This is a genomic window from Bifidobacterium aesculapii (genome assembly GCF_001417815.1).
Taxonomy (GTDB): Bacteria; Actinomycetota; Actinomycetes; order Actinomycetales; family Bifidobacteriaceae; genus Bifidobacterium; species Bifidobacterium aesculapii.
Genome location: NZ_BCFK01000028.1, coordinates 33,776 through 48,227 on the forward strand (window position 1 = coordinate 33,776; position 14,452 = coordinate 48,227).

The following is a 14,452-nucleotide window of genomic DNA, read 5'->3' on the forward strand; positions in this document are numbered from 1 at the left end:
TCAGCGTTGGGCTACATCATGCAGCGTATCGTCCGGCTCCTCCGCTCTTCGCAATCCGGATATCGTCGAGCGCGGCATCAATGTCGAATCCGCCTTCCAACACGAAACGTCTCAGCAGGGTACGCACCGCCCTATTCACTTTGGGCTGCGAAATAACCATTCCCGTCCATGCCTCCAGCGTGGTTTTCGACCGTTTTTTGTCGATGGAATCGTACAAGTCTTTGAGCCGACCGAATTCACCAATATTGGCTTCATCGATGTGTTTCAGCACGAGTTCCTCCACCAACGTGCGCTTAACCCCGAAATAGTCCACGAGCTTGTCTATCTGTTCGTCCTTTTCACGCCGCGCGTATCGGGTGATGTAATCGCGCAATGTCATGCCGTCCTCGACCGTCACGTCGCCGCGTTCCACGTCATGCAGGAACAGTTCCGCGAACCGTTGTTCGTCAGTCGAAAGCGTCGCGAACGACCGATGCAGCAGTTCGGATGCCTGCTCCAGTTCGGGACTGTCCTCACGCAGCGCCTTGAGCCATTTGGTGAAGTTGGCGTTCATATAGTCCGTGTCGATCAGTCCGGTGTCGATGGCGGTCAGGTAGCCGTCCAGTTCGTACGGCGCCTCCATACCGCCGCCGTTGGACCCGCCCGTTCCGGAACCGTTCTCGAACAATTCCTTGTACCGCTGTGCCAGAATGAGGTATGTCCGTTCATCGAGTTCGGCTCTGACGACCGTCCGCACACCGTTCTCGTCCGTGAACTCGTATGATTCCCTCCCCCATTCGAATCCCTGTACTTTCGCGGCTTCCAGGAATCGGTTCAACGCCACGAATTCCTTGGCGAACTTGCGCTTGGCCTCCACTGATTCCGGCAGATGACGCAAATCGCCCTGACCGGCGGAACCGAATATGTCGAGGATCTCCTTATAGCGCGCATCCATCGCCGCCACGTTCTGCGGCAACTTCTGTACGAACAGGTCGAGCGGCCGGTCTCCGGAATAGAGTTTCACGGCCCGCTCGATGTTGCGGCGCATGGTGTGCGGCTTGCGGTAGTAGCGGATGACGCCGAACGGCTTGTCCGGTCCGAACAACCGGTTGGTGCGGCTGAACGCCTGGATGATGCTCTCGTATTCGATGACCTTGTCCAAGTACAGCGTGTTCACCCATTTCGAGTCAAATCCGGTGAGCATCTGGTCGACCACGATGAGTAGATCAAGCCGCTGGCTCCGGTTCGTATCGATGTTGCCGTATGGCGACTTATGGGATAGCCGTGAGGAAATGTCCTTCTTCATGGCCGCCCATGTGGAGATGGTGAATTCCTTGCCGTATGCCGTGTTGTAGTCGTCGATGATCTCGCACAGGGCGTCCTCTTTCACGGTGGATCCGGCGTTGTTGTCGATGTTCGGGTCGAACAGTGCGGTGACCCGTAGATCGGGCGCCTGTTTCTTGAACAGACGGTAGTAGCTGATCGCCTCGGGGATGGAGCTGGTGGCGAGCATCGCGTGGAACTTGTTCGCGTGACTCAGCACGGGGAACTGTTCGAGGATGTCCGAGACCACCATGTCCTCGTGTTCACTGCCGACACCGTACTGCTCATTCCCAAGGAAATCCTCGATGCCGGTGACGTTCCGTCCGCTGCCATCTGTCGTGGATGCCATCGGCACTTCGTTCTTGTTCATGTAGTGCCGGTAAACCTTGGCCTTGTCAGGGTCGGCGAGCGCCTCTTCGACCGTTGCCGTGTGCGCCTGGCTCAGAGCCACGGCTTTGCGCACGTCCATGTCCTTGTAGGTGGCGACCATGGTCGGGTCGAAGCCGAGCACGTTGTGGTCGCGGATGCCGTCGGCGATGCCGTACCGGTGCAGGCATTTGCCGAAGATCATCGATGTGGTGGAGTCCTTCTTCTGGTTCTCATCGAGGATCGGCGTGCCGGTGAATCCGAAGAACAGCGCGTTGGGGAAGGATCGGCGGATGTCCTGCAGCATGTCGCCGAAGGTGGATCGGTGACATTCGTCCACGATGAAGACGATGCGTTTGGCCGCCATGCGGTCGAGCTCGGCTTGGGTGACGCCGCTCTCTCCGGGTTTGATGTTGCTCATCTTCTGGATGGAGGTGACGATGAGGGTATTCCTGGGGTCGGTGCTGTCGAGCTTGTCGCGCAATACACCAGTGTTTTCGGTGCCCTGCACGTCATCCTCGTCATCGGCGAAGCTGCGGTATTCCTTGAGCGATTGCGTTCCCAGTTCGATGCGGTCCATGAGGAACACCACCTTGTCCGCGTCCTTGGAATCGGCGATGAGCTGCGCCGATTTGAAGCTGGTCATGGTCTTGCCCGAGCCGGTGGTGTGCCATACGTAGCCGCCGCGACGTCCCGGCGTTTCGGGACGATGCTCCCAGTCGCAGGTGCGTACGCGATCGGATATGGCGTTCGCGGCGATGTACTGGTAGCTGCGCAGCACCTTGAGGCAGCCGTCCGAGGAGTCGGCGACGGTGTAGAAGCCGATGAGCTGATGGGCCATGGGAATGGACAGCAGACCGGCCGCGCCTGATGTGCCGCCGATGAACCGCTTCCATTCGTCGGCGCCGGGCTTGTCGTTGCCGCAGATGAGCTCGTTGTTGAAGTCGGCCCAGTGGAAGTAGTAGCTCGGGTTGAACCTGTCGGCTCCGGGATTGGCGAAGTAGACGGCATCGTCCGGGGTCATGCCCACGAAGATCTGCACGAGTCGGAACAGTCCGGTGAACACGCCTTCGTGCGCGTACTTCTCGATCTGTCCGGTCGCCTGGCTGACCGGGGTGCCGCTTCGTTTCAGTTCGATGTGGATGAGCGGCATGCCGTTGATGAGCAGGGTAAGATCGCCGCGCCGCGAGTTGAGTATTGCATTCTTGGCCGGGTAGACCGGCTGTTGGGCGATCTGGTAGACGCTTTTGCCTCCGGCGATCTCTTTACGGTCGTAGATGTAGAGGCTGACCTCCTTGCCGAAATGCGCCTTGTCTTCCTTGTTGTCGCGGATGATGGAGATGGTCCGTCCGTTGACGAACGAGTTGAGGGCGAGCGGTGTGCGCAGTGTCTCGATCTGTTCGAGGATCTGCGCCATCTCGCCGTCAGTCAGATGATACTGGCCGAGGCAATCCACACCGCAGTTGTTGCGGTAGAGGATGCCCTTCCAGTTCTCGACCAGGTCCTTCTCGGTCGGGTAACGCAGCACGCCGTCCGTCCAGCCGTGCTGCTTGAGCACCGAGATGACACTTTCCTCGAAATCCGATTCCTTGTCGAAGATCATCGCCCTGTTCCTCCTTGAACTTCCCAGTGGCCGGTTTTGCGTGAACCGATACGTTTGAGCAGACCACGCTTTTGCAATAACGACGTGTGGTTGGCAACGGCGGTTCGCCCTATACCGACAGCCGAGCCGATTTCTTCTTGCGTGGCATTCGGATGCTGCGCAAGGTAACGAAGCACTGCCCGCGCGCTGCTGTTAAGAGCATGCGATTCGGTATTGTCAGCAATATTGTCAGTATTGTCAGCGTTATTGTCAGCGTTGCTGACAATACCATCATCAGATGCGCTTATCTGCTCATCACCCGCAGTCGGACCAAGCTCAAGCATCAGCGTAGTCCGCTCCGCTTCGCCAAAACATTCCTCTATCCGCGGCTCGGGAAGCCCGACATTGGCCCATGTGGCGAAGACATCAGGGATTCCAGTGCCAGCGCGCTCGCCGACATCAATGAGTCCGAACATACGCATGATGCCGGCATTACGTGGATCGGACGTGCCGCCCAAGCGCATCTGCTCGAGACCGGTGCGAATAGTACCCGGATTCTCGAACACCAGACGAGACGGTTCGCAACGCACCACCACACCGCGCACGCCGTAGTAGTCGGCGTTGAACAGGCAATTCGCCAAGGCTTCACGTACCGCCTTGTGCATGGGGGTATCATCCACTCGGAAAATACCGTCCAGTTTGAACGGCACTTTGAGCACCGACGTGAGCTTGCGGCTCACCTGGAAGAAGAAGTCGAAGACGTTGCCGGACCATAAGCCATCTCCCGAGTGCACCCGATCGGTCCAGCGTATCGACGGATCGAGCGCCTCACGGTAATCGAGGAAATAGTTCGGGCATTCCCGGAGGATGTCATAGTCGTTGCCGAACATGAGTATGCCGGCGAGCGTGGGATGCAACCTGCCGTCCTCACGACTGACGGCCGCGGCGCCGATGGCCCGCAGGAACGGCTCGGTTCCAAGGGGATTCCACGAGCTTTGCGCGTGCGCCGTCTGGAAACGCATGCGATAGCCCCTGATGCTTTCGGCGTTGAGATCCGAGACGGAGAACTCGTCAAGTACCTTACCGTCCATGGTCTCGGACGACTGATCACGCACCATGGATACGATTTCGCTTCTGATGCAGCGGTAGTCGCCTTCGCCTCTTCTGCGATAGGTGCCGTTGTAGAGGTCGTTGTTGATGTGGACGGGACGCTCCTCGCGTGGAGCGCGGGGAACATGGATGGCGACGACTGCACCGCCATCCGTTTCCAGCAATTCGACTTCGGACTCGATGGGCAGTACGGCACTCACCTTGGAGCGGTTGCTCACCGTGTTCCAGAAATCCTGACGCAGATGCTCGGCTTCGGAACGGGTAAGTCCGATTGCCTCGAATGTGCCGTCACCGCGTTCTTTGACCCCGAGCAGGATGACTCCACCGTAGGTGTTGGCGAACGCGGAGTAGGTTTCCCACATGCTGCGCGGCAATCCGCCCTTCGCGGCCTTCGCCTCGATGCGGTTGTTCTCCCGGTACGAATCAAGCCGGGCGATGTCGAACGTGTCCATGATCATCTCCCGTCACACGAACATCTTGTCAAGCAGCGATTTCTTGATGTTCCGCAGCAATTCCAACTTACGCTGATGAAGGGTGATGAGGTCGTCGAGCCGGGAGAAGACGCCACTGATCTTTGCCTGTTCTTCGACAGCGGGTACACACACTATCGTGTCAGCCATTGCCGCCTTCGACACAGCAATGACTTTTATACCCTGCATGAGCGGCACAAGCTGATTATGGAAAGCCGGAGCATTCAAGTAATGTCCCAAGAAGCCGGGGGCATATTCCCTCAGCGGGCGACATGGCATCGTGTGGAGACCTGAGAAAACTTGTTTATCCCCCAAATTCCTCAGTTCAGCGCATCTTCCCGCTGTGGAATCCTCCGCGGTGTCCGCAATGACAATGTCACCTTCCTGAAGGAGGTCACATGCCAACTTTGTAGCAACATCATCGTTCGCAATGCGAGGAAGATCAACCGAATCGAGGCTAAGAACCGAACCATACTTGATAAGCACATCACCATAATGGACATCAAAAAAAGAGCCACTATCAGGACTGAGCTCAGCACGCGACAACGTATTGTTCTTTAGGAAAACCAATTCATCAGAGAACTTACGCTGTTCCCAAGGGTCAGCAAAACCAGCGAAACGAATCTTCGGAACTGATTCACCCTCCTGAGGGAACATTTGTTCGAGCATCGCCTTCTTAAAGACAACAAGCTTGTCATACTTACGCTGATGAAGGGTGATGAGTTCGTCGAGCTGGGAGAAGAACCGGCCGATGGCCTGCTGCTCGGTAGCCGACGGTGGAACTGATAACGTCGTTTCGAAGAAATCATCAGGCGCAATATTGAGCAACCCATGATTCCTGGCCCCTTCAGCCGCGATCATCTGGACAGCCTTGTACCAGCGGTTGGTCTCGTAATATGTCACAAGATAATCTGGATCAGCGCCGAGCAGCTCAAAGCATATGTATAACGTTGAAACACAGCCCTTTTCATACTGGGTCAGACGCTTGATCGCACCCCATGGGCTATCCACGGAAGTGCTTTTGTTATATGCAAACTCGCCTTTCCGGAGCAGATAGTAACCACTCATATCTTTGCTTGCCACTTGACTGTTGAAGAACAGCCTCTGATCAATCAATCCATACTGTGCGGAGATAGTCAATGGAAGATCAGACTCGTTATCCGAATTCTTCCGTGTTACACGTCGGACCAGCTCCCCCAACTTACGCTGTTCCCAAGGGTCAGCAAAACCAGCGAAACGAATCGAAGGAATGTTCGAATTTCCCATCATCATTCACCTCCCAGCAGGCTCTTGAGCTCGACGATGCCGGCCATGTCGAACTCGTTGCCGGTCAGTTGGTCGAGCATGGCTCCCAATTCGGACTCCGCGGTCCTGATCTGGCCGCATACGTCGGCATAGGTGGTCGTATATTTGTCATCCAACGCCGTCACCTTGGACACCAGCTCATCAAGTACGGCGACCGGCAACGCCTCCAGCCTGCGCTGCAACGGATCGATCCACTTGGCAGCCAGCAGATCGGCGGCTTGCTCATCATCAAGCCCTTTGATGATCGTCGCGGTCTTGTTTTCAAGGGCCGCACGCAAATCCTTGACGGATTTCCTGACCTTGCGTTCATCATCGAGCAGTTCGCTTGCACTCACGAGCACGCGGTCCAGAGCGGTCTGGGGAGCCTTGCCGATGCGCTTCACCGCCTTCTTCAATTCGGCAGCGACGAACGCATCACCCGCCTCGTTGATCGCGTCGGAGTCCTTGTCCTCCTCGTCCAGATTCTCCAGAAGATCGTTCAGCTCCTGCCCGATCTCGGTCAGACGATGCTCCTGCGATTCGATTTCGGCCAAATCGGCAGACAGCAACCGCTCCTGCACGAGGTCGAACGGCAGGATACGTCCAGTCCAGCCTTCCTGGACCTCGACGTCCTTGCCGCCTTTCTTCTTGACGACCATGTTGGGGTCCACCGCGCGGACGGCATCAAACCCGTCGTTCTGGATGGTCTCAAGGTCGATCGACACCTGTTGCCAACCATCATCAAGCACCTGATAGGCGGTGTACGGGTCCACCAGCAGCGTATCGGCCAGCCGACGGAACAACTCACCCGCCAGTTCACCCTCCTTGGCGGCGACGTTCACGGACACGCAGCCATCAACCAATTCCCGGCGCAGCAGCATCGGGTAATCGGCGAACACGCGCTTGTACCGATCGACATAGGCCTTGACTTCGGCATTGCCGTACACCGTCTCACGCACCGAACCGTCGCGGACCTTGGCGATATGCCCATCCCGCGTTTCGAACAACTGCTCCTTGAGACTCGGAAACACGTCCCAGAACCGTTGCAGCGCATCGATCTCGTGCGAGGGTACGCCGCCGAACATGGTGGCATACAGATCCCAGTTCTCGGCCGCTTCGGAGGAGTCCACGTATCGGGGAATGTTGAGGTTGTAGTCGTTCTCCCGAATCTCCTTGATGCCGACCAGACGGCTGAACTTATCCACGTTTTTCTCGCCGGCCACCGCGTCGACGATGCGACGGATGTCGCAGGCTCGCAGCTTGTTGTTCTTGCCGTCCTTGATGAAATGCTTGGACGCATCGACGATGAGCACATGGTCGTCGTCGCGATGTTTGCACAGCACCATCACGATGGTGGGGATGCCCGTGCCGAAGAAGATGTTCGCCGGCAGACCGATGATGGCCTGGATATGGTGGTGTTCCACGAGATTCTTGCGGATCACGCCTTCCTCACCGCCACGGAACAACACGCCATGAGGCAGGACGATGCACATGATGCCATCGTCACGCAGATGATAGAGGTCATGCAGCATGAAGGCGTAATCGGCCTTCGACTTGGGCGCGATGCCGTATTCGAAGCGCAGGTCGGCACCCGCCTCCGGCGGCTCCCAGTTCTGCGAATACGGCGGATTCGAGACCACGGAATCCACGAACAGCGGTTCATAGGTCTCATCCTTGGTCTCGTCCGTATCGAACCACGGCCAGTCGTCCTTCAATGTATCACCGTTGCGGGCCACGATGTTGTCCGGCAGGATGCCGCGCATCACCAGATTCATGCGCGTGAGATTGTAGGTGTTCTCCTTGAGTTCCTGCGCATAGTACTTGATGTCGTTCGGATTGCCGTTGCGGCAGGCCACCGCCTGACCTATATGGATGAGCAGCGAGCCGGAGCCGGACGTCGGATCGTAGATCGTGATCTCCTTGCGCCCACGCAGATGCCACGCCACGATCTCACTCATCAACTGGGAGACCTCGCTGGGCGTGTAGAACTCGCCGGCTTTCTTGCCGGCGTTGGAGGCGAACTTGTCGATCAGGTACTCGTAGATGTAGCCGAGGGTGTCATACCCCTGACGGCTGTCCATCGGAATGTCCTTGATCAGGTAGATCAGGTCGCGAGCTGCCTTGGAACGGCTCCGCTCATCGGTGCCGAGCTTGGACAGTCCCGTCTGCAACGTGTCGAAGATACCGGAGAACACGCGTTTATGCGCCGGGTTGATGTTGCGCTCGAACGCCGAAAGCGCCGTGCGCACGTCCGCTATCTCGAAGTCGGCGCCCTTGTCGATCCACGTGGAGAACAGGTTGTCGTATGCGATGAAATAGCCACAGAGATTGCGCACATCCTGCACGGTCTCGGCATCGTCTTCCGTGAGGTCCGGCAGATCTTCCTTGGTCCAGTCATCCGCATATAGACGGGCTACCAGCGTTTCGGAAAGGAACTTGTAGAAGATGAAGCCAAGAATGTAGTCCTTGTACTCGTTGGCCTCGATCTTCGAACGCATCCTGTTCGCGGACTCCCAGATCTTGGAGGCAAGCTGCTGCTTATTCATGGTCGTTGTGGTTCTCCTGCTTCTGTTCTTCTTATTCTTCGTCCGTGTACTCGTTGAAAATGTCGCTGTCCACGGTTTTGATCTCGTAGATCCTGCGGGTGCTGACGCCGAAATCATGCTCGATCATCAGTTGCGCGAGCTTGTGCCCGTCCACGAGGATGATGTGCTGGAGCTTCGCATAGTCGATCGCCTGTTTGATGAACCGCGCGGTGGTGACGAACAATCCCCTGCCGCCGCGGCCCGCAATCGCACCGACGAACTTCTGGATGTCCGGCCTTCCCACGGTCTGGTCCTCGGCGTAGCGCTTGGCCTGCACGTAGATCAGATCGAAGCCGAGCTTGTCCTCCATGATGATGCCGTCGATGCCCTCGTCCCCGGTGATCGGTGTCATCTGACTCGCCGAGTCGAAGGCACCATATCCCATCTTCGCCATCAGATCGAGCACGAAGCGTTCGAACGCCACCGGCGAAAGTTTGAGGACCTCCGCCAGCAGGTCGTCGGCAAGGCGCATGGAGATCGAAGCGAACGCGCGATCAAGGGCTTCATCAGGGGTCTCCTCCGATGAAGCCCCTTTCACTGATTCCGCGCGACGTGATGTACTCACTGTCCGATCGGATGGCGTTGCTCCGGAAGTCGCTTCAGACGCACTGTCGTCATTGCTGCCACCCGTAAAATCACGAAACGATTCATATCGGCTCAGATACCCACTGTCGATGGGGTCACCTGATGCAAGCGCCTTCTCCCCCTCTTCGGTGATGCGGTAGGCGCCACGTTTGGGACTCTCCATAAGTCCGGCCTTTTTCAGATACGTTCTGGCCCAGCCAATGCGTCCGTTGAGCACCCGGGAACGGCCGCTGGGCAGAAGCTGCCGACGCTCTTCATCGGTCAGATTGAACTCGTCGGCGAGCGCCGACAGCATCTCACCGGATTCGTGAACCTTACCGTCGGAAAGGAATCGGAGCACCGGACCGAAGAATTCATCGTATCGGGGAATTGCCATTGTCCACTTCCATCTCCGTCATAGCCGTGTAGCCATAATACGCCAAACAACTGGTACGATGCATCCGCTTGGGAACATCGTAAGTTGGAAGAGATTGCCACCTTTGGTGGAGGACATACTCCTTCTATGGCAGACACTGCGAACTATTTGGGTGGGAAGAATCTGTGGGTGACATCACAAGATGTCAAGCAACATTATCTTGTCAGTACAACAACAATGATTTCTGAAAAAGGCGCTGTGAAACTGACGAGGTATCCTGTGGGATCACTTGTCATGGTTACACGAAGTGGGATATTACGGCATACGCTTCCCGTTGCAATGCTGCGAAAAACGGCGACTGTTAACCAAGACATCAAGGTCATACAACCTAACGGTTCATGTTCAGGTTTGTGGCTGTTGCAGTACTTCGTGTCACATAACAAGAGACTGCTTCTTGAATACGGAAAGACTGGTACGACCGTTGAAAGTGTAGATTTCAGCAAATTAAAATCAATGAATTTGCTGATGCCGTCAGCACTAGAGCAGCAGGCCATCGGCCGGTTCTTCTCCCGGCTCGACGACCTCATCACCCTTCATCAGCGTAAGCCTTTGCAGCCACGCCAACAGTCCAGATCACCTGCCCTATGTGATTGTCTGGTAATGCTCCGTCATCAACGTAAGCGCCTGTCCATCTGCAAAGGAGACCTTACATGGCCGTAAGCGAGGACAATTCGGAAATGACGTTCTGCGACTATTACGCGCAATGGGTCAGCGTCTACAAGGAAGGCGCGATCCGAGACGTGACGATGAAGAAATACGCTCTCACCCAAATGTGGCTTAACAAGCTCATCCCAGCTCTCAGACTTGGAGACATGGACCGTGTGAACTACCAGAAACTGATCAATGGATATGCCGAGCACCACGAACGTCAAACGACGATGGACTTCCATCATCAACTGAAAGGGGCGATTCTCGACGCCGTGGACGAGGGGCTCATACAACGGGACCCCACGCGTAAGGCAATCATCAAAGGGCGGCCGCCGCGGACCAAGAAAACGAAGTATCTGAATCAGTTCGAATTGCATGCGGTTCTCGCCGATCTGGAGCTCGGACCGGAGCCAAGCTGGGACTGGCTGATACTGCTCGTCGCCAAAACCGGACTGCGGTTCTCCGAAGCGCTGGGACTCACTCCAAGTGACTTCGACTTCGTCCATCAGACCCTGTCGGTCAACAAGACATGGGACTACAAGAACGGAGGAGGCTTCGTGCCGACCAAGAACGCCTCGTCGGTGCGCAAAGTGCAGCTTGATTGGCAATTGATCATGCAGTTATCAGCGTTGCTGAAGAACCTGCCTGAATCGGAACCCATCTTTGTGAAAGGCAAGGTGTACAACTCAACGGCGAACGGTGTTCTGGCACGGCATTGCGCGCATGCCGAAGTCCCCGTGATTTCGATTCACGGTCTGCGGCACACTCACGCCTCGCTGTTGCTGTTCGCCGGCGTCTCCATCGCAAGCGTATCCAAACGACTTGGACACGCGAGCATGAACACCACCCAAGACACGTATCTGCATGTCATCCGCGAATTGGAGAACAAGGATGTCGATATCGTGATGCGAGCGCTCTCCACCCTCATATAACCCACATAAAGCACTGGCGCTTACGTTGGTGAGGGCAATGATGCAAGCGAGACGGCAACCCGCCTTGAGCACTCCGTCAGCGTGAGGCGTGCGTCATCGCATCACGAAACCGGCTCGGATATGCCAACAGCACTCAATACTCACCGGGCGCATTCATCACCATCACGCGAAAAGGCCTTCCCAGGATGAATCCAGGGAAGGCCTTAATGAATGGGGTCGGCCAGCACCGACCGGCAGGCCGGCGCCACGGCCGGCCTGTGATCAGTGGACGCTCACTCGACGGTGTTGGACGGCACTTCGATGCCGTTGCCGAACTTGACGTCGCGGGCGGCGGCGACGCGGCTCGGCAGGCCGTAGATGTCGATGAAGCCGTTGGAGGACTTCGAGTCGAAGCTGTCGCCGGAATCGTAGGTGGCGAGGTTGTAGTCGTACAGCGAGGTGTCGGAGCGACGGCCGGTGACGACGGCGCGGCCGCCGTGCAGCACCATGCGGATCTCGCCGGACACGTACTTCTGGGTGTCCTCGATGAACGCGTTCAGGGACTGGGTGGCCGGGCTGAACCACTGCGCGTCGTAGACGAGCTCGCCCCAGCGCTTGTCGATGTCGCGCTTGATGCGGTGCTGTTCGCGCTCGAGGCAGCAGTTCTCCAGCTCCTGGTGCGCGGTGATGAGGGCCACTGCGCCCGGGGCCTCGTACAGCTCACGGGACTTGATGCCGACGAGACGGTCCTCGATGAGGTCGATGCGGCCGATGCCCTGGGCGCCGGCGCGACGGTTCATCTCCTCGATGGCCTGCAGCGGGGTGACGTCGCGGCCGTCGATCTTGACCGGCACGCCCTGCTTGAACTCGATGACGACCTCGTCCTCGACCGGCGGGAACGCCGGATCGTCGGTGTAGGAGTAGCAGTCCTTGGTCGGACCGTTCCACGGGTCCTCGAGGAAGCCGGTCTCGATGGCGCGGCCCCACACGTTCTGGTCGATGGAGTACGGGCTCTTCTCGGTCTGCGTGATCGGCAGCTTGTGCTCCTTGGCGAACGCGATCTCCACGTCGCGGGTGAGGGCCAGGTCACGGATCGGGCTGATGGCCTTGAGCGTCGGGTCGATGGAGGCGATGGACACCTCGAAACGCACCTGGTCGTTGCCCTTGCCGGTGCAGCCGTGGGAGATGGTGTCGGCGCCGAACTGGTGAGCGGCGCGCACGAGATGCTTGGAGATGAGCGGACGGGAGATGGCGGAGACCAGCGGGTACACGCCTTCGTACATGGCGTTCGCCTTGAGGGCCTTCATGCAGTACTCGTTGGCGAACTCGTCGCGGGCGTCGACCACGTAGGCTTCGACGGCACCGCAGGCGAGGGCGCGTTCCTTGATGGTCTCCAGGCTTTCGCCGCCCTGGCCGACGTCGAGGGACACGGCGACGACGTCCTTGCCGGTGCGTTCCTTCAGGTAGGAGATGGCGACGGAGGTGTCAAGACCGCCGGAATAGGCGAGTACGAGTCGGTTGTTATCAGCCATGGAATGCCTTTCTTCAAAACGAACTGATGCAAGTATATACAGAAGTCCGTATATTTATGCACGGCGTGTCCAGCATATGTACACGTTCCCGCGCGCATGATGCGCGCATACGCGTGTGGCCGCCGGCATGCATGACGCCGGCGGCCACGTCGATGCCGTCACGATCGGGGAACGGATGCCGTCATTTGGAGGCGAGCGCGAGCAGCCAGTCGGCGCGGGCCACGGCGGTCTCGTCGTCCCGGCAGATCGCCATCACGGTGTCGTCGCCGGCGATGGTGCCGAGCATGCCGTCGATCGGCTGCTTGTCAATCACCGATGCGACATACTGCGCCGCGCCGGAAGGCGTGTGCACGACGATGAGGTTCCTCGCGGACGCCACCGAGGTGACGAGGCCACTGAGCACGCGCGACATCTGCGCCTCCACCTTCGCGGAATCCTTCTGCTCGTCGTCGCCGGCGTCATGCCCCACCGCGTAGGCCATCGTGCCGTCGGGCAGGCGCTTCTTGAACGCGTTCATCTCGTCCAAATCACGGCTCAGCGTGGCCTGCGTCACCGCGATGCCCTCGTCGGCGAGAATGTCGGAGAGCTGCGATTGGGAGGTGATGACGTGCGTGAGCAGCACCTCCTCGATGGCGCTCAGGCGCGCCGCCCTCGTGGCCGGACGTTGCAGGGACGCACGCGTGCGCGCGTCGCTCATGCCAGCAGACTTTCGTCGCCGCGCTGCTTGCCGACCAGCCACGTGAGCAACGCCTTCTGCGCGTGCAGGCGGTTCTCCGCCTCGTCCCACACCACGGACTGCGGACCGTCGATCACCGAGGCGGTGACCTCCTTGCCACGGTAGGCGGGCAGGCAGTGCTGGAACAGCGCATCCGGCTTGGCGAGCGCCATGAGCGCGTCGTTGACCTGATAGTTCCAGAACGGCTTGGAACGAATCGCGTATTCTGCCTCCTCGCCCATCGAGACCCACGTGTCGGTGAACACGCAGTCGGCGTCCTTGACGGCCTCCTTCGGATCGGTGGTCACGAGGATGGAACCGCCGTTCTCCTTGGCGATGCGCTCGGCGTCGGCCACAATGTCCGGGCGGGGCAGGTAGCCCTGCGGGCCGGCGACGCGCACGTGCATGCCGGCGACGGCGCCGCCGAGCAGGTAGGAGTTGGACATGTTGTTCGCCGCATCGCCCACGTAGGCGATGGTCTTGCCCTTGAGCGCGTCCACGCCGCCGCGGAATTGCGCGATGGTGAGGAAGTCGGCGAGGATCTGGCACGGGTGGAAGTCGTCGGTCAGGGCGTTGACGACCGGGCAGGTGGCGTGCGCGGCCATCTCCTCGACGCGGTCCTGGCCGAAGGTGCGCCACACGAGGCCGTACGCCATGCGCGTGAGCACTTCGGTGGTGTCGCCCACCGGCTCGCCGCGGCCGAGCTGGGAGCCGGACTTGTCGATCACCAGCGGGTAGCCGCCGAGTTCGGCCACGCCGATGGAGAAGCTGGAGCGGGTGCGCGTGGACGGCTTGTCGAACAGCACGGCGACGGCCTGCGGGCCGGCGAACGGCTGACGGTAGAAACGGTCCTGGCGGAACTTCATGCCGAGTTCGAGGACCTGCTTCTGTTCCTCGTGGTTCAGGTCGTCATCGCGCAGCATGTGGCGCAGTTCTGGTGTCATGTG

The 14,452-nt window shown here is 58.6% G+C and carries 9 protein-coding genes and 1 pseudogene; 2 read left to right on the top strand and 8 right to left on the bottom strand.

The window, feature by feature from the left end; all coding sequences use genetic code 11:
* Positions 1 to 16: 16 nt before the first annotated feature.
* From BFAL_RS03825 to BFAL_RS03845, 5 genes are read right to left on the bottom strand one after another with little or no spacing between them, the layout of a single operon-like run.
* Positions 17 to 3,271 carry a type I restriction endonuclease subunit R gene (locus BFAL_RS03825; protein ID WP_055427100.1) on the bottom strand — a complete coding sequence of 1,085 codons (3,255 nt, stop codon included), beginning with the start codon at positions 3,269 to 3,271 and terminating at the stop codon, positions 17 to 19.
* Entirely contained in the window at positions 3,268 to 4,812 is a 1,545-nt protein-coding gene (locus BFAL_RS03830; protein ID WP_055427162.1) for a DUF8451 domain-containing protein, read from the bottom strand. Before BFAL_RS03830 ends, BFAL_RS03825 begins: the two co-directional genes overlap by 4 nt.
* 12 nt (positions 4,813 to 4,824) lie before the next feature.
* Entirely contained in the window at positions 4,825 to 6,099 is a 1,275-nt protein-coding gene (locus tag BFAL_RS11520) for a restriction endonuclease subunit S (protein WP_055427101.1), read from the bottom strand.
* Positions 6,099 to 8,660: a type I restriction-modification system subunit M gene (locus BFAL_RS03840; protein ID WP_055427102.1), complete on the bottom strand. Its 2,562-nt coding sequence runs from the start codon at positions 8,658 to 8,660 to the stop codon at positions 6,099 to 6,101. Before BFAL_RS03840 ends, BFAL_RS11520 begins: the two co-directional genes overlap by 1 nt.
* A 31-nt stretch (positions 8,661 to 8,691) precedes the next feature.
* Positions 8,692 to 9,660 carry a restriction endonuclease gene (locus tag BFAL_RS03845; protein WP_055427103.1) on the bottom strand — a complete coding sequence of 323 codons (969 nt, stop codon included), beginning with the start codon at positions 9,658 to 9,660 and terminating at the stop codon, positions 8,692 to 8,694.
* Positions 9,661 to 9,738: 78 nt separating this feature from the next.
* Here BFAL_RS03845 and BFAL_RS10600 point away from each other — a divergent pair.
* Positions 9,739 to 10,359: pseudogene (locus tag BFAL_RS10600) on the top strand (restriction endonuclease subunit S); the annotation flags it as partial.
* Complete coding sequence (locus BFAL_RS03850) at positions 10,350 to 11,279, top strand: site-specific integrase (RefSeq protein ID WP_055427104.1); 930 nt, start codon at positions 10,350 to 10,352, stop codon at positions 11,277 to 11,279. The pseudogene BFAL_RS10600 and the gene BFAL_RS03850, both read left to right, overlap by 10 nt.
* 272 nt (positions 11,280 to 11,551) lie before the next feature.
* Here BFAL_RS03850 and BFAL_RS03855 read toward each other — a convergent pair whose 3' ends face one another.
* The 3 genes from BFAL_RS03855 to argF form a co-directional block, all read right to left on the bottom strand.
* Positions 11,552 to 12,790, bottom strand: a complete 1,239-nt coding sequence (locus BFAL_RS03855) for an argininosuccinate synthase (RefSeq protein WP_055427105.1) — start codon at positions 12,788 to 12,790, stop codon at positions 11,552 to 11,554.
* Between the two features lie 181 nt (positions 12,791 to 12,971).
* The gene (gene argR / locus BFAL_RS03860) at positions 12,972 to 13,487 is read right to left on the bottom strand and encodes an arginine repressor (protein ID WP_055427106.1); all 516 of its coding nucleotides are present in this window, start codon (positions 13,485 to 13,487) and stop codon (positions 12,972 to 12,974) included.
* Positions 13,484 to 14,449, bottom strand: coding sequence for an ornithine carbamoyltransferase (gene argF, locus BFAL_RS03865; protein WP_055427107.1), 966 nt, complete (start codon positions 14,447 to 14,449; stop codon positions 13,484 to 13,486). Before argF ends, argR begins: the two co-directional genes overlap by 4 nt.
* Between the last annotated feature and the right edge of the window lie 3 nt (positions 14,450 to 14,452).